The organism is Arthrobacter sp. Sr24 (assembly GCF_054511175.1).
In genome coordinates, this window is the sequence record NZ_JBTNDB010000016.1 from 34,263 (window position 1) to 49,850 (window position 15,588).

General features: G+C 60.1%; 13 protein-coding genes. 6 read left to right on the forward strand and 7 right to left on the reverse strand.

Features of this window, described 5'->3' with window-relative positions; all coding sequences use genetic code 11:
* Nucleotide 1 precedes the first annotated feature (1 nt).
* The 4 genes from ACX80D_RS11480 (at nt 2) to ACX80D_RS11495 (ending at nt 4,385) form a co-directional block, all read left to right on the forward strand.
* A complete protein-coding gene (locus tag ACX80D_RS11480) occupies nt 2-892 on the forward strand; it encodes an ABC transporter permease (RefSeq protein ID WP_459322799.1) in 891 nt (296 codons plus the stop codon).
* A gap of 49 nt (nt 893-941) precedes the next feature.
* The gene (locus ACX80D_RS11485) at nt 942-2,225 is read left to right on the forward strand and encodes a sensor histidine kinase (RefSeq protein ID WP_459322800.1); all 1,284 of its coding nucleotides are present in this window, start codon (nt 942-944) and stop codon (nt 2,223-2,225) included.
* 78 nt (nt 2,226-2,303) lie between these two features.
* Nucleotides 2,304-3,005 carry a response regulator gene (locus ACX80D_RS11490; protein ID WP_459322842.1) on the forward strand — a complete coding sequence of 234 codons (702 nt, stop codon included), beginning with the start codon at nt 2,304-2,306 and terminating at the stop codon, nt 3,003-3,005.
* A gap of 105 nt (nt 3,006-3,110) precedes the next feature.
* The gene (locus tag ACX80D_RS11495; RefSeq protein WP_459322801.1) at nt 3,111-4,385 is read left to right on the forward strand and encodes a M18 family aminopeptidase; all 1,275 of its coding nucleotides are present in this window, start codon (nt 3,111-3,113) and stop codon (nt 4,383-4,385) included.
* Nucleotides 4,386-4,412: 27 nt separating this feature from the next.
* On the opposite strand, the gene ACX80D_RS11500 is transcribed toward ACX80D_RS11495, so the two are convergent.
* Complete coding sequence (locus ACX80D_RS11500; RefSeq protein ID WP_459322802.1) at nt 4,413-8,099, reverse strand: TM0106 family RecB-like putative nuclease; 3,687 nt, start codon at nt 8,097-8,099, stop codon at nt 4,413-4,415.
* A 115-nt stretch (nt 8,100-8,214) separates the two neighbouring features.
* On the opposite strand from ACX80D_RS11500, the gene ACX80D_RS11505 reads away from it, so the two are divergent.
* Nucleotides 8,215-9,678 carry a TIGR01777 family oxidoreductase gene (locus ACX80D_RS11505; protein WP_459322803.1) on the forward strand — a complete coding sequence of 488 codons (1,464 nt, stop codon included), beginning with the start codon at nt 8,215-8,217 and terminating at the stop codon, nt 9,676-9,678.
* Nucleotides 9,679-9,825: 147 nt separating this feature from the next.
* Here the strand turns inward: ACX80D_RS11505 and ACX80D_RS11510 are convergent, their stop codons facing one another.
* Together ACX80D_RS11510 and ACX80D_RS11515 are read right to left on the reverse strand one after the other, a co-directional pair.
* Nucleotides 9,826-11,115: an MFS transporter gene (locus ACX80D_RS11510; protein WP_459322804.1), complete on the reverse strand. Its 1,290-nt coding sequence runs from the start codon at nt 11,113-11,115 to the stop codon at nt 9,826-9,828.
* A gap of 9 nt (nt 11,116-11,124) precedes the next feature.
* The gene (locus ACX80D_RS11515; RefSeq protein WP_459322805.1) at nt 11,125-12,012 is read right to left on the reverse strand and encodes a LysR family transcriptional regulator ArgP; all 888 of its coding nucleotides are present in this window, start codon (nt 12,010-12,012) and stop codon (nt 11,125-11,127) included.
* Between the two features lie 64 nt (nt 12,013-12,076).
* On the opposite strand from ACX80D_RS11515, the gene ACX80D_RS11520 reads away from it, so the two are divergent.
* Nucleotides 12,077-12,733 carry a LysE/ArgO family amino acid transporter gene (locus ACX80D_RS11520; protein WP_459322806.1) on the forward strand — a complete coding sequence of 219 codons (657 nt, stop codon included), beginning with the start codon at nt 12,077-12,079 and terminating at the stop codon, nt 12,731-12,733.
* A gap of 4 nt (nt 12,734-12,737) precedes the next feature.
* Here the strand turns inward: ACX80D_RS11520 and ACX80D_RS11525 are convergent, their stop codons facing one another.
* The 4 genes from ACX80D_RS11525 to ACX80D_RS11540 all read right to left on the reverse strand — a co-directional run bounded on the left by ACX80D_RS11525 (nt 12,738) and on the right by ACX80D_RS11540 (nt 15,223).
* Entirely contained in the window at nt 12,738-13,145 is a 408-nt protein-coding gene (locus tag ACX80D_RS11525) for a hypothetical protein (RefSeq protein WP_459322807.1), read from the reverse strand.
* 77 nt (nt 13,146-13,222) lie between these two features.
* A complete protein-coding gene (locus tag ACX80D_RS11530) occupies nt 13,223-14,335 on the reverse strand; it encodes a GmrSD restriction endonuclease domain-containing protein (RefSeq protein ID WP_459322808.1) in 1,113 nt (370 codons plus the stop codon).
* Nucleotides 14,336-14,637: 302 nt separating this feature from the next.
* A complete protein-coding gene (locus ACX80D_RS11535; RefSeq protein ID WP_459322809.1) occupies nt 14,638-15,006 on the reverse strand; it encodes a type II toxin-antitoxin system RelE/ParE family toxin in 369 nt (122 codons plus the stop codon).
* Nucleotides 14,954-15,223 carry a ribbon-helix-helix domain-containing protein gene (locus ACX80D_RS11540; RefSeq protein ID WP_459322810.1) on the reverse strand — a complete coding sequence of 90 codons (270 nt, stop codon included), beginning with the start codon at nt 15,221-15,223 and terminating at the stop codon, nt 14,954-14,956. The genes ACX80D_RS11535 and ACX80D_RS11540 overlap by 53 nt, the downstream gene beginning before the upstream one ends.
* Nucleotides 15,224-15,588: the final 365 nt, after the last annotated feature.

The following is a 15,588-nucleotide window of genomic DNA, read 5'->3' on the forward strand; positions in this document are numbered from 1 at the left end:
AATGAGCACGACGACGATTTCCTCACCGAAGCGCGCTACTGGCGGGTCACTGACATTTGCCGGCGTCCTGCGTAGCGAATGGATCAAGTTCCGGTCTCTGCGCTCCACCCAGCTGCTGCTCGTCTTCACTTTCCTTGCGGTGGCTGGGATTGGTATTTTCGTAGCATGGGTTCAAGCTTGGACCCTGCAAGGGGTGATGCAGAGCGGTATGGGTATGGGCATGCCAGGCGAACCGTCCGCAACCATGACTATGGATCAAGCTCAGGAGGCATTGGGGTTCAATCTTTACGCAATTCCCAACGCGGGCTTGCAGATAGGCATCCTGATCCTCGGGGCACTGGCCGTCATGTTGATCTCCTCGGAGTTCGGCACCGGCATGATCCGCTCCACCATGACAGCTGTTCCAAAGCGCCTTCCGGCATTCTTCGCCAAGGCAGTGGTCCTGGTAGTTGTTTCCTACATCCTGACCTTGATCGCCGCCGTGGTCACCACCTTGGTAGCCATGCCAATCTTCAGCGCCTACGGCTTTGAACTGTCCTTTGGGTTGAAGGGCGTCATGTACTCCATCCTCATGGGCGGCCTGTATGTGGCCGGTGTTTCCTTGATTGGCCTCTCCTTGGGTACGCTGCTGCGCAGCTCCGCCGGCGGCATCATTGTCCTAGTGGTGGTTTTCTTCCTCCTGGACTTTGGCACTCAGCTGTTGACATTGTTGCCCGGTGAATTCTGGAAGAACCTGAACCAGTACGTGCCTAGTGTGGCCGGTGGACGCATGTTGGAGATTACTGAGAAGGCGGCGTTCATCACTCCCTTCGCAGGCGCAATGATCTTCGTGGGCTGGATTCTGATCTTCATGATCCCGGCCATCATTTCCCTCAAGACTCGTGACGTCTAAGATCAGCTAACGTCCCCCGGCATCTCGCTGGGGGACTCTAAGCACACTTATGCGCACAAAAGACCAGGCGGGGGCCGCGGAACGAACGGCCGCTTCCCCCGCCGACTTACCATCCGCTGCACGGCGGGCCGACGAATTCACGGCCCGCCGTCGTGGTGCACTTCGAACATATTTTTACAACCACCCTCGCGTCATGGACGTGGTGGTGGTTTTTGGCTACCTGATGGCTGGCTCAGGCATCTTCCTCAGCGGTGACCTTAACGTCAATATGAGCGAGCACGTTGTCATCGTCCTGGCCTCGGCCACGGTTCTGATGTTCCGCCGCGACAAGCCACTGGCAGTGCTGGCGATCGTTTCCGTTTTTGAGGTCCTCAATATTGTGGTGGTGCCAACGGCCGGCAACATTGGGGTGGGCATCTGGTTCGCCTTGTACTCCGTGGCGGTGCGGTACAAGTCTGTTGTCAGCTTTGCGCTGGGGATCGTGTCCGGCCTACCGTTGATGGTCTTTATCTTGTTTCTCTATCAGTACCCTGACGGTCTTCTTCCAGAAGGCGGCCCCAGCGCAACAGCCAGCAATGTCATTTCGGCGGTTGTTATCTTGCTTTCAAACACAGTCGCCACCGGCATTGGTGCGGCAGTTCGCAGCAGCCGCAAGCACGAGGCCGAATTACGCCAGTGGGCTGTCCGCACCTCCGAACTGGCTTCCGTTGCTGAAAGGAACAGGATAGCCAGGGAAATGCATGATGTGGTTGCCCACTCCCTGACCGTCATGGTGGCACTCAGCGATGGGGCCGCTGTAGTGGTGAAACGCGATCCTGCCAAGGCAGGGGACGTTCTGGGGCAGCTGTCCCAGACCGGGCGCACGGCATTGACAGATATGCGCCGCGTGCTGGGTGTGCTCCGTGAAGATGCCGACACCGTCCGTTCCCCGCAGCCTGACCATGCCGATATGGGTGCTCTGATCGAGGGTTTCCGCCAAGCAGGATTGCCCATCTTGTTCACTCAATCTGGTCCACCCGTACCCGAGGACCCGGCGCTGGCCTTGACCATTTACCGGATCGTGCAAGAATCGCTGACCAATGTGCTCCGATATGGCTCCGCAGTGTCCCGGGTGGAGGTCATGGTGGCAAATAGCATCCTCACTGGGGCCACCACTGTTCGGGTTAGAGATGATGGTCATGGCACGATGGATGTCTCCATTGGTTCCGGAAGCGGCATTGTGGGAATGCGGGAACGCGCGCGTATTTATGCCGGAACGCTCGACGCCGGACCGGGGCCCCAAGGTGGGTGGATCGTGACTGCCGTGTTGCAAGCTGCGGAAAACTCACAGTGATTTGTCCGCAGCGACTGGTATGCGCGGATGTGATTCGCCGTGGGAGACGTGAATGAAGAGATATTGGGGAATATGGATATGACCGACGAGCATACTAATCTGAGCCATGCCATAAGGGTGCTGCTGGTGGATGACCAGCCCCTGCTGCGGATGGGTTTTCGGCTCATCCTTGAGGGTGAGGACGACATCGAGGTAGTGGGTGAGGCCTCCAACGGTATTGAAGCGCTGCGCGCCGTTGACCGCTTGCAGCCAGATGTGGTGTTGATGGACGTACGCATGCCGCTCATGGACGGTATCGAAGCCACCGGCAAAATCAGCGCATCCCCGTCGGAAGCCAGAGTCATTATTCTGACGACCTTTGACCTCGACGAATACGCCTTTGCTGGCTTGCAGGCCGGGGCCAGCGCATTCCTGCTCAAGGATGTGGCGCCGTCGGACTTGGTTCATGCCGTGCATCTGGTAGCCAGTGGCGACGCTGTGGTGGCCCCACGCGTCACCCAGCGGCTCCTTGAGAATTTTGTTCGCAACAGCCCGCCGCGCCAGAATCTGCAGCCCGACCCGTTGTTGGAAGAGCTCACACCTCGGGAGCTTGAGGTTGCTCAGTGCATTGCACAAGGGCTGTCCAATGCTGAGATTGCCCATTCGCTCTTCCTGTCCGAAGCCACCGTCAAAACACATGTTCGGCGTATTCTCACCAAGCTGCACCTCCGAGACCGGGTTCAAGTGGTGGTGTACGCCTACGAGACCGGGATGGTTGTTCCCAGCAACCCGGACTACTAGGCAGCCCGGAGTACTAGGTAACCGGAGTGCAAACCAGCCCGGAGTACTAGCGGGGAGGGAGAGTCCGGGGCGCCCCGCCGCCCGCCTTCGTGATTGAATCGAAGTATGACTTCTGTGGAACACATTCTGGACCTGCGCGACTTCATTGACGCCTCACCATCGAGCTTCCATGCGGCTGGTGAAGCTGGAAAGCGACTGGCCGAGGCTGGTTTCACGCAACTGAACGAAACCGAACAGTGGCCGGTCCATGGCAAATTCTTTATGATTCGCGACGGCGCCATCATGGCGTGGATTGTGCCCGAGGACGCCACGGTCACCACACCGTTCAACATTTTGGGTGCCCACACGGATTCGCCGTCATTCAAGCTCAAGCCGAAACCCACCACGGGCCGGTTTGGCTGGCTGCAGGCCGGCGTAGAGGTTTATGGCGGGCCGCTGATCAATTCTTGGTTGGACCGCGAACTGCAATTCGCTGGCCGCTTAGTGAGCTGCAAGGGGGTTGAAACCCTGGTAGCCACTGGGCCGCTGCTGCGTTTCCCGCAGCTGGCAATCCATTTGGACCGGGCAGCCAATGATGGCCTCAAGCTGGATAAGCAGGCTCACATGAACCCGGTGTGGGGCCAAGGCACTGCGAGTGACGAAGATCTTTTGGGGCTGCTTGCCGAGCGCGCGGGCGTGGATGCGGCCACGATTGGCGGCTACGACATTGTTGTAGCCGATACCCAACCGGGCCAAGTATTTGGTGCCAACAATGAGTTCTTCGCAGCCGGTCGAATGGATAACCTCACATCCGTCCATGCGGGCCTGGTGGCACTGATATCCGCATCCCAGGCGCCCCTTTCAGGAGTGATCCCGGTACTGGCCGCCTTTGACCACGAGGAAATCGGCTCGGGCTCACGCTCGGGAGCCTGCGGTCCCATCTTGGAAGATGTCTTGACCCGAGTGTCGGATTCTTTGGGCGCATCGGTGAGTGAACGACGTCGTGCTTTCGCCAGCTCATTCTGCGTCTCAGCTGATGCCGGGCACGCTGTCCACCCTAACTATTCCGAGCGGCACGATCCGGCCAACCTGCCAGTACTCAACGGCGGCCCGTTGCTTAAAATCAACGCGAACCAGCGCTACGCCACCGACGGGGTGGGCGCGGCCGTGTGGGCCAAGCTTTGCGCCGCAGCCGATGCGCCGTACCAAGAATTCGTATCTAACAACAACGTCCCGTGCGGTTCCACAATTGGGCCCTTGACGGCTACAAGGCTGGGCATCAGGACCCTCGATGTGGGCACGCCGTTGCTCTCGATGCACTCGGCGCGGGAACTGTGCGGTGTGGATGACCCGTTCTACCTGGCACGCATTGCCGAGACGTTCTTCAGGGCAGCGGTCTAAGCAGGAGAGGGGGCTGTGCGGTTGTGGTCATGCCATGGCGGGAGCCTGCGTTCCGGTATCCCCGCGGCACAAGCCGATGAAGGCGCCTAGTTCTGCCATTCCTTCGGGGCGTCCTGGCATGAAGTTGCTCAGCTCAGGGGAGCGGATGATGACGGCCCGCCACTGACCGCGCGAGACGGCGACGTTGATGCGGTTGCGGTTCAGCAAAAATTCCATGCCGCGCGGTGCGCCAGACGGATCCGCGCAGGCCATGGTCACCAAGACCACCGGGGCCTCCTGGCCCTGGAACTTGTCCACGGTGCCGACTCTGACATCGGACAGACCTGCTTGATCCAACGTCTCCCGAACCAGGTTGACCTGAGCGTTGTACGCGGCCACCACCAAGATGTCCTCCTGAGCCAATGGACGTGGCTCCTCATCCGGTCCCGGCGTCCAGAGGAGGCCAAGATGCTCTTTTGTTTGGGCAACCACTGCCGCCGCCTCCTCTGGAGAGGACTGTTTGTTGTCCTTTTCGCTCCCCGGGTTTTGACCCACATAGATGGTTTCCACCCCGGGTTCTTTTCCTTCGAGGTGGCGCAGGGACGCAGCTGGCGCTGAAAATAGCTTTCCTTCATAGCTGAGCCTGGAGACTGCAGCGCACAGATCGGGGTGCATACGCCAGGAATCGGCGAGGAAATAGCCTTTATCTTCGGGCAGCGTGGCATGGCCCTTGGAGAGCCAGCCCAGCGCCGATTCATCCACAGGCGCCGGATGCGAGCCCTGCGTGACTTGCGGCAGCTGCTGCGGATCACCCAGCAGGAGCAGGTTCTTCGCGGCCCGGGCCACGGCCAAGGTGTTGGCTAGCGAATACTGCCCTGCCTCGTCAATGACCAGCAAGTCCAGCGAGCCTTCCGGAACGCTGGCCCCTGTCATGGTCCAGGCCGTGCCACCAATCAACGCACCCTCAGGGCTGTTCAGTAGTTTCTCGAACTGCTTGTCATCCGTGATTTTCCAGGGAACATCGTGCGGGACTGGGAGTTTTTTGCCTACGCGTTCAGGGTCAACGCCGGCTACTTCAATGGCTTTGCGGAGCAAGTTTTCCACCACCGCGTGCGACTGCCCCACCACCCCAATTTTCTTGCCCGTCTTCAGGAGATTGGCGATCACATGGGCGCCAACGTGCGACTTCCCAGTGCCGGGCGGACCCTGGACGGCAAGATAAGAATGGTCCAGCTTGAGGACCGTCTCGGTAATGGCATCAATGTAGTTGTATTCGCGGACGCTGTGCCCATCTCCATGCACGACGGCGGACGGCAGGCTTGCGCCGTCGCTGAGGCGGGGGGTGGCCTTGCGCAGGATCTCAATCCCGGCGTGTTTGGGTAGGTGCGGGAGGTTACTCCCAACCTTCTCGGCCAATTCAGCTAGTGCAGCCCGAATACTGACAGTTGCTATGGGTTTGTTGGGTGTTAGCGCGATGGGTAGTTGGTTGTACGGCTGTACTTTAGTGGTGGATTTCTCGCTCACCACCAAAGTGGTCAGCTCAGGTGTTGCCGGATCAGAGACATCCTCAACAATGGTGATGTGAAAGAGGCCGCCGCGGCGCAGTGCGTCCATGGGGTCCTCGGAATCTTCGGCCATGCCATCCGGCAGCGGTGCATCATAGGTTCCAAACCACGTGGTGCCAGGACGGAAATCAGAGCCCTCGGTAGCGGTGCCGGTGACCTTGAGGGTACGGATTTCAGTCTTGGCCCGGGGCTTGTCCGCGGGCTTGGCCCAGTCCGCCACGAGTTCAACGTCTTCGATGTGGAGCATGTTGCGCTCCTCGGTCCAACCGTCCGGCCCTTTCTCGAGCCTGTCAAAGTGTCCCCACCAAAACTGCTTATCCTCGCGGCGGTGGTAGCTGGCAGCTGCGGACACCATAGCGATGGCATTCTCATCGTCACTGAGCTCATAGCCCTTCTTCTCCCGTAGCGCGGTGATGAACGCGTCGAGTTTGAGCTCACTTTCGGTGGGTTCGTAGCTGCTTACTTTCGGGCTTTCGCCTTCCGCTTTTGGTAGCTTTCCGCTTCCTTCGCTCCATGTTTCGATTTCAACGGCGGCCCCAATCTCAAACAGCCAGTCGCGTAAGCGCAGAGTGGAGAGGCAGTCGTACTCGTTGTAGTCGGAGATGGACGCGAGGATCTCTGCCGCCTTGGCAACCTGATCAGCATCCCCGGCCAGTCCGGCGTCGCGCGCCTTGCAGTAATCCGCGTAGGCAACTACGGAAGCGCCGGCATCCTTAACATCGCCGGATCTGGTTTTCTCGCCCATATAAAACGGTTCTAGTTTCTTGATGGAGTAAGAGCTCGCGGAAATGCGCACCGACTGCCTCACGGTATCCAGCAGGTCAACCAGGAGGCCGCTGCGCAACCAATCGTCAACGGTGTCCTCGGCAGTTTTATCGCCATGCAGGATGGCCAGGTTCCGCAGCGCTGACTTCTCATACGGTGCGTAATGGTAAACGTGCATGTCGGGGTGGGCCTTGCGCCGGGCTTCAACATAGGCGATGAAATCCTTGAACGCCTTGCCCTCTTCGGCGCGATTGTGCGCCCAAAACGGCACAAATGTCTCCGGAGTGCCGGCTGGAGCAACGGGATCGGGAGCTTCGATGGAGCCGAAGAGGTACTCTAGTCCCCACTTTTCACTCGCGGCATCCTGCCAGAGCGGATCGCCCTCAAAATCGAAGAAAATGTCTCCACGGCTGGGTTTTGGCAAGCGACTGATGGTTGGAAGCACCTTGAAAGAAATCTCGTGGGCCGTATGTGTTCCCGCGCCGGCTATGGCGCTGCCCTTCACAGCTTCCAGACCCAGCTGCATCCGAGCCTGATCGCGGAGACGCACCAGCGGACCCTGAGTTTGCTCGGCCGGCATTTCAGCCAGCGCCTGAACCGTGGTGATGCCCTGCGCCATGAGTTTGCGGCGTTGGGAGCCGGTCATGCCGTTGACCAGCAGTAAGTCCTGATGCTCGGCCACCTGCTGGGAGCAGTAGTCGCAGCGTCCGCAATAACTGATGCCGTCCGCCAGCCACTCAACAGTAAGGGGCTGCGCCCGGTGGGCGGCTGTGAGCGCCAAAAAACGTTCCCGGTGTTCGCGGAAGACGGGCAGCAGGTCCGCCATGTCGTGGTTGCTCTCAGCCCGGTTGCCCAACACCAAGGTGGTCACTGGGTGCAGCGGAATATCGTATTTCTGCAGTTGATCCCCGTATGCGGCCAGTTGTAAGAGGGCACTGACTTTTGCATGGCGGGCCAATTTGGTGTCATGAACGGCGTAGGAATCATCGGGCTGACGCATCAAGAAGTCGGCAAAGCCCACCATGGAGCCGTCAAAGAATGTGGCTTGGAAGACGACGTCCGCGCCAATCCGTAGTGCATGCAGTGTCTCGTCACGTTTGGATTCCAAGGCCGCCCAGCTCAATGCACCGTCCACGCGGGAAATCGACTTCACGCCCGTCCCCGTTGTGGCATCCCACTCGCCGAACTCCTCTCGGTATTCGTTCAAGATCTTTGCTTCGAAGGCGTCGCCCAGTTCAGCGGCACGTTCAAGCATTTCGTCCTTGGCGAAACCCGGCTTGGTAGCCCGGCCGAGCTTTTCATCCAGAATCCGCAACGTCCGGTACTGACATTCACTGGCTGTCACTAAGTCCGACGCCGAAAAGATCAGCTTTTTGTCGCCCTCAGGGGAGTCGAGCAGAAACATAAAGTGCCTTCCGTGCCGTACCTAGTAGTGCCGCGTTGCTGCTTTGAATCTAGCAATAGCCACCCACATTGGTGCATGTGGGGCAAGATAGGGGTGACATCGACTTGGAGGAATCATGCCCACGTTCCGTTATGAAACAATCCTTCCTTACCCGCGCGCTGAGGTATTCCGGTGGTTTACCCGGCCCGGCGCTCTGGTGCGCCTCACGCCGTCGTTCTTTGGGACCATCCATGCCGAGCCCAGCGACGGCATCAATCCAGGCTCGACGGCGGTCATGGGAGTGGGCGCCCCGGGCGGGCTAGGGCTGTTGCTGGGATCCGCAGCCGGAACAGTGCGGGGCATACTGCCGGTTCCGTGGGCGCGCCCGGAAATTCGTTGGCACGCCCTGCACACCGAACTGGTACCGGAGGCTAGCTTCACCGATGTGATGGAGAAGGGGCCGCTGGAATCGAGCAGCCACACTCACACCTTCTCCGACGGCGCGCCCGGCACCACCGTGATGCGCGACGAGATGAGCTATGAGCTGCCTAAACTGGCGCGTGGACGTTGGACGCATGCTCAGATGCAGGCTGAATTGGGGCGGATGTTTGCCTTCCGGGAGCGGCAATTGTTGGGTGATCTTGCGTTTCATGCCGGGCATACCGGGGAGCCGCAGGTGATTGCGGTCAGCGGTGCGTCGGGCCTAGTGGGGCGTCAGATCTGCGCACTGCTGGGCGGCGGTGGGCACACGGTGCTGAAATTGGTCAGGCATGCGCCGCGGGCCAACGACGAGATTTTCTGGGATCCCGACGCTGGCGTGATTGACTCCGCGGCTCTGGCTCGCGGCCACGCCGTGATCCACCTGGCCGGGCACCCCATTGGTGGGCGGTTTACGAAGGCTAACAAGGAGGCGATCTACCAGAGCAGGGTTCGTGGCACTGAGTTACTGGCCAAGACTCTTGCGTCTCTAGCGTCCGACGGCGTTGAACGCACCTTGGTTTCCGGCTCCGCCGTGGGCTATTACGGAGCGGATCCGCACGCCTTTTCTGCAGGTGGCCTGCCCGCGGCCCTCGTTGAATCCGATCCGCCAGGGAGTGATTTCCTTGCTGATGTGTGCCGTGATTGGGAAGCTGCGTGTGCTCCCGCGGCTGCTGCCGGGGTTCGGGTGGTCAATGTCCGTACCGGAATTGCGCTCTCTGCCGGTGGCGGCGTTTTGCAGCGGCTGCTCCCGCTGTATCTGGCGGGTGTGGGTGGCCCGCTCGGAGAGAAGCAGTGGCAAAGCTGGGTGGGGATTGATGACATTGCCGGCATCTTTGCGCATGCAGCGCTGTCGCCGTCGGTGGCCGGTCCGGTGAATGGTGTGGCTCCGCATCCTGTGAAGGCTGGCGAGTTTGCGCGCATTTTGGGGAGGGTCTTGCACCGTCCCGCTGCTGTGAAGGTCCCGGCGTTAGGCCCAAAACTGCTGTTGGGGGCGCAGGGCGCGGCGGAACTAGCCCTGGCCAGCCAGCGCGCATCCGCGAAAAAGATCCAAGATTCCGGATACGAGTTCCGTCATAGCGACCTCGAATCGGCGCTGCGCCATATTCTAGGCAAGGCCTAGGCTCATCGAGTTCTGACCCTAGAGCCGAGATGCATGGTTACAGAGGTACATCTCAACGCTAGGGTCAGAACTCGGCGCCAGCTCGCCATGCCGGCCCTGCAGCTGGCGGCCGCAGCGGTCTGCAGCCTGCGGCCGTGGCGGCCTTGGCTACTCTGAAGTGTCCGTGGCGTGCTGGGCAATAGCGGGAACCTGTTCGGTCCGCAAAGCGCGCACGCCGAGGGTGACCATCACGATGAGCACCGCCAGAGCCATCATATTGACCCAGAAGAATCCGCCGGCAGCCAGCACTGGCCCGGCCAGAGCAGCCATTCCAGCGGCTCCGAAATTCATGGTCATGTCATTGGCGCCCTGCAGAGGAACACGCAAATCCTCTGGTGCAGACTGGTTCAACAGAGACGATCCGCCGATCAGGCATGCCGACCAACCCAACCCCAGCAGGGTCAGTGCGATTGACATCAGGATTGGATTGCTGCCCTCCGAGACGATAGCCCCCAGCATGATGGCGGCTAGGAAAATGCCGCAACCGAGCAGGACCACGGTCATCGCTCCGCGCTTGTCCACGAGCCAACCAAACAGCGGACTGGCGGCGTACATACCCAGAATATGGAGGCTGATGACAATGCCAATAATCTCCAGTGAATGCCCATGGGCGTTCATCGCCACGGGGGTCATCACCATGACGCCCACCATGATGGCGTGCCCGCCCGTGACGGCCGCAAGTGCAAACAACGCCCGCGGATTATGGCTAGCCAGCCGAAGCGCACGCCACGCACCATGACGCTTCTGACTCTTCTCCGGTCCAATCGGGCTTATGGGGCGGACCGGGCTGGCCGAGGTGGTGGAGCTGGCTGTTGGTGCAAGGAAGAAGATGACAATGACCAGGGCCGCGGTGATGAAAGCGATCAAGGAAAAAACAAAGGGGCCGGACAGTGGCACGATCCCTAGCTCAACACCCATTAGGCGGCCCGGCTCTGACAAGTTAGGCCCGGCCACCGAGCCAACGGTCGTGGCCCAAATGACGATCGCCATGGCGCGGCCAGCTTTTTCCGGCGCTGCCCCGTCCACCGCGGCATAGCGTGCCTGCAATCCGGAGGCTGTGGCAGAACCGAAGAACAACATGCCGACAGCCATGAGCCAGAACTGGCCCACGGACGCAGCCAAGAGAACCAGTGCAGCACCCACAGCGCCAAGGGCGAAGCCCGTACTCAAAGCCCAGCGGCGCCCGGCCCTAACGGCAAGGTTAGCCAACGGTACGGCAACCAGCCCCGCGCCCAGAGCCGACGCTGTCTGCACAAAGCCTGACGCCGCCGTCGTGCCTGCCAATTGGGCAGCCAAGATGCCGCCTACGGCAACGCCGGAAGCCACGCCCACGCCGGATAGCAATTGGCCAACAACAAGTACGGTCTGATTGCGGCGTTGGAGGGTGGAGAAAGTCATGAATGGATCTTAGTCGAGGGCTCGAGCGGCTGCTTGGGACACGGCGGCCGTGAGTTCATCGAGTGCCCGCGATTGGATTTTCCAGCGCTGCCAAAAGAGCGGGATGCGGGTCAGATGTCCGGGGATCAATTCCACCAGCTGGCCGGAGCGCAGCCCGTCCCGGCAGTGGGGTTCGGGCATCAGTCCCCAGCCCAGTCCCAGTTTGACGGCCTCGGCGAATTGGATGGTGTCCGGGATGAAGTGTTGGGGGCCTGTTCGGTGCCCGGCGGTGACTTGCGAGAAGAAGTTGTCTTGGAGAGTGTCGGTGCGATCGAACTGGATGACGGGGGCGGCTGCGAAATCGTCGGTGCTGAAGCCGTTGGGAAACCACCGTTCCATGAAGTCGGCGGAGGCTATGGCGTGGTAGTTCATGGTGCCCAGCGCGGTTGAGGAGCAGCCTTGCACGGGCGTTGCTGTGGCGGTGACGGCGGCCATGACCGTGCCGGAGCGTAGCGAGTTTACGGAGTGCTGTTCGTCCTCGCGCACCAATTCTAGGCTCATGTGGCTGGCCGGGGGCAGAAGAGCAAGTGCGTCCATGAACCAGGTAGCGAGGGAATCGGCGTTGACTACGACGGCGATGGATCCGTGGTTTCCCGTGGTGAGACCCAGTTCTGCGGCCGCATCGTCTTCTAGCTGACGCAGTTGCCGGGCGAGCTTGTGCACCACGGCGCCGGCCGGGGTGGTGGCGATGGGAGTGCTGCGTAACAAGAGAACTTGCCCGGCTACTTGCTCCATGGACTTGATGCGCTGCGACACCGCCGAGGCTGTGACATGCAGGTTATGGGCGGCAGCGTCAAAAGTGCCATGCTCCAACACCGCCAGAAACGTTCGGAGTTGTTCTGACTGAAACCTCACCATTAGATTTCCTTAGGTAGCTTGAAAAACATTAGCTGTACTGCTGGATATCAGTCTAGTAGTTTCAATGCTTGTGACTACACTGAATTTTCTTGCCACCATGGCCACCGGACTCGGAGCTGGCTTGGCCCTCATCATTGCCATCGGCGCCCAAAATGCTTTTGTGCTGCGTCAAGGCATCCGCGGCGAACACGTTGGTCTAGTGGTCTTGGTTTGCATGCTCAGCGATGTGGTCCTGATAGGTGCGGGAATTTTTGGAATTGGAACCGTAATCGCTGCTGTGCCGGCAGTTGTGACCGTGATCCGTTTGGCTGGTGCTGGTTTCTTGATTGCCTACGCAGGGCTGGCCGCAAACCGTGCTTTTCGCTCGGGGGTGCTCACCGCGGGGGACCAGCAGGGAGGTGAGCATTCGGCCGCTGGCCGGCGGGGGAGCTTGAGCCGCAAAGCAGTGCTCGTCACTGCTCTAACGTTGACGTGGCTGAATCCCCACGTCTATTTGGATACCGTGCTCTTGCTGGGCACCTTGGCCAATCAGCATGGCGAATTGCGTTGGTGGTTTGGTGCCGGGGCTGCTGCGGGCAGCATCATCTGGTTCAGTGCTTTGGGTTATGGGGCGAAATTCTTGCGACCCATTTTTGCCAAGCCTGGTGCGTGGCGCGTACTCGACGGACTGATTGCCGCCGTCATGCTTTTCCTTGGCGTGAAGATGGCCATAGGTATTTAGCGGCTCAGATGTAGTCCATCTCCACTTGCAGAAAAGCCTCCGCAGAACGGATCGCTCCGGCGAACGCTTCATCCTCTGTGGGTGAGGTGTTCGGGGTTCGCAAATACCATTCGTGCAGGTTGGTATGGACCTGGATGACATCTCCGCCTGCAGGGGCATAGAACAGCGCAAAACGCTGTACTGGCCACTCGGGCGAAGTCACAATTCCCACCAGCAGCGCCGCACCCAAAGCTGGGTTGAACCACTGGGCGATAGGTCTGCGGCGGTCCTCAAAAAACAGTCCGGCAGCGTAGCGGGCGGCCACCACCGGGCCCATCTTGGCGCTCAACCGTTCGCGCCACAACGGCAGGATCACCGTGTCATGGCGCTGCCATACTGCTGGGATCAGCGGTTGGTCGCTAGGAGAGCTCACTCTTTAAGTCTAGTCAGAACTGCGCGGGTTGCCAGAGCTGGTTTGGCCAGCTGTGGCAGCCCGCGCTACCTTGACGCCTATTCGCAGCCGACCCCGTCACCGTCGCCGTCAAACTTGGACTGGAATCCCGGCTGCCCCACAAGGATGGGGGCCGCTCCGGCTGCCCGGACTGCGGAGCAGTTTTGGTAGAAAGCGGCGGGTGCAGGGGCGGGTACAGGAGCCGGAGCTGGCGGCTGGACCAGAGGAACCGGGGCCGGGGCGGGTGCCGCAGGTGCAACGGGTGCGGCTTCCACCGCGGGAACGGGCGCAACCGGTGCCACCGGCGGCGCCGTCTGGTTGGTGGGCACTTCAATATCAGCGCAACCATCCAGAACCCTGGCCATGGCGTCATGTTCGGCCTGGGTCACCCACAACTTGTAAGTAGCCTTGACGGAAATTTGCCGAGCCACATAATCACAGCGGTAGCCCTTGTTCGGTGGCAGCCACGTAGCGGCGTCGCCAGCTCCCTTTTGTTGGTTACTGGGACCATCAACGGCCAAGAGATTCAGAGGATCATTGGCGAACGCGGTGCGCACCTCCACACTTAGCTGCTGTGCGCCCTTCTGCCACGCATCGCTGAGCGCCACCACGTGGTCAATCTGGACCGCACTGCTCGTGGCGGAACCACGCACAAAATCAATCGTGGTGGCCGTGTAAGCATCGGCCAAAACACCTGTCAGGACAAGGCAGTCGCGCGTGCCCGGTTTGAAGGTTTTAGCGGTGAGGTCACGATCCAAAATGTCATTGCGCGTGTCACAGCCATTGCGATCCACGTCCGCCCACGCCTGCCCAAACATGGCCCGATCGTATCCGGTCTTGGGCGCCCGGCCCTTGATGGGCAGCGTCGCCAACACTTCCAGCGCCTTAGCGGCAAAGGCGGGCTGCTGGTTCGACGCCAAATCGGCGCCACCGGCATCCGGAACGTCCTCGCGGTCAAGAGGAGTCTCATCCTCCACTGTGGGCGTGGGGTTCGGAGTCTGGGTTGGCGTTGCGCTTTGTGTTTGGCTTTGTGCTGACGCGGCCGACGCCGGTGCCACCTCAGGCGTTGCTGCGCCACCGCACGCTGTGGTCACCAGCAGGACAGAGGCAAGCAGCGGGATCATGATGAAATCGGCGGCGCCAAACGAGCGGGCCGGACGTGGTGCAGACAAGGCGGAGTTCTCCCCAGGCTAGGAACAGCGGTTACTTCCAGCCTATCGGTGGGCACTGACATTGCTTTGCCACAACGGGCCACCGCCTCCCGCGACTGTAGGTTCTGGGGCTACTTGTCACCTGTTCGGATTTCATGTCACCAGAGCTTGGCCCTGTAGCAGTTGACCGTATGACGCGGACACACCGGTTTGTGGCTATATGTGCGTCCCGTAATGGGGAATCTCTGCGAGACGTGGTCTGAAAAATTCTTGGCGTCCTGCGCGCGACAGCTCGGTTGCTTGCCATCAAAAGATGGCTGGGGTCAACCATCCTGTTGCGGTTCGCGGAGCATCTGCTCGTGGTCGCGGCCGCCGTAGAAAATACCGACTATTGCCACTGTCTCATTCAGGATGGCGTAGGCGATCACGACGCGTTTCCTGTAACCGATCGTCCTCAGCCCAGGGCGGAGGTCTTCCCTCGCCAAACCACGGTAGGGGAAATCGGTTAAACCTTCACAGAACGAGACGATTGATTCGGTGAAGGCTACCGCGTTGGCGGGAGATCCGGCATCGGCGATGAAATCGTAAAGCTCCTCAAGCTGTTGCAGAGCTTCCCCCGGAATACAAGCCGGTAGTGAGTTACTGCTGCTTGTGATGTTTCGCCGAAAGCCGCGCACGCACTTCTTCGACACGAACTACAGCGGAGGGATCGGTCACGAGTGCGTCATAAGCACTGGCAACCTCCTCGCGAAGCCAAGATTCCAGCACCTGATCGCGCGCAAACAAGGTTCGCAAACCATCTCGAATAACTTCGCTCTCACTCGCATATGCACCCGAACTCACGCGCTGGCGTAGGGCGTCGGCCATCTCGTTCGGAAGCGTGATGCTCAGCTGTCGCGTGGTGCGCATGGTCGCTCCAAATTTAGTCTCAGTAGGACTAAATCCTACGCACTTTAGCTGCGGGTGAGTAGTGAATCCCGGGACTGAGGTGCGAGTCGCGCGTTGAGAACGGAGATCGGTGGCTATAGTTCCGGCCATGCCCGACCCTGGAAGAGGCTGGTCATTCGCAAGCCGGTAAATCGAAACTTCTGCGGGACAACTTGTCAGTATCACGGCGAGCCGTCTGACTTTCCAGTATGGCTCCGTGATTCGGAGCGCTATACCTATTCCCGTAGACCCTGCCCGACTTGATGCTCGTTGAACGCGTGACCTAGACGGAACAGTGTTTCGCGCGCTGAAAGCAGGCGGTAGGAAAGCGGCACGACATTGAGAAT

What these genes read in the sequence shown, in the direction of transcription:
- ACX80D_RS11485 (WP_459322800.1), top strand. Translation starts at nt 942, where the DNA reads ATGCGCACAAAAGACCAGGCGGGGGCCGCGGAACGAACGGCCGCTTCC.
- ACX80D_RS11540 (WP_459322810.1), bottom strand. Translation starts at nt 15,223, where the DNA reads ATGCGCACCACGCGACAGCTGAGCATCACGCTTCCGAACGAGATGGCC.
- ACX80D_RS11515 (WP_459322805.1), bottom strand. Translation starts at nt 12,012, where the DNA reads ATGGTGAGGTTTCAGTCAGAACAACTCCGAACGTTTCTGGCGGTGTTG.
- ACX80D_RS11505 (WP_459322803.1), top strand. Translation starts at nt 8,215, where the DNA reads ATGCCCACGTTCCGTTATGAAACAATCCTTCCTTACCCGCGCGCTGAG.
- ACX80D_RS11500 (WP_459322802.1), bottom strand. Translation starts at nt 8,099, where the DNA reads ATGTTTCTGCTCGACTCCCCTGAGGGCGACAAAAAGCTGATCTTTTCG.
- ACX80D_RS11520 (WP_459322806.1), top strand. Translation starts at nt 12,077, where the DNA reads ATGCTTGTGACTACACTGAATTTTCTTGCCACCATGGCCACCGGACTC.
- ACX80D_RS11495 (WP_459322801.1), top strand. Translation starts at nt 3,111, where the DNA reads ATGACTTCTGTGGAACACATTCTGGACCTGCGCGACTTCATTGACGCC.
- ACX80D_RS11510 (WP_459322804.1), bottom strand. Translation starts at nt 11,115, where the DNA reads ATGACTTTCTCCACCCTCCAACGCCGCAATCAGACCGTACTTGTTGTT.
- ACX80D_RS11490 (WP_459322842.1), top strand. Translation starts at nt 2,304, where the DNA reads ATGACCGACGAGCATACTAATCTGAGCCATGCCATAAGGGTGCTGCTG.
- ACX80D_RS11480 (WP_459322799.1), top strand. Translation starts at nt 2, where the DNA reads ATGAGCACGACGACGATTTCCTCACCGAAGCGCGCTACTGGCGGGTCA.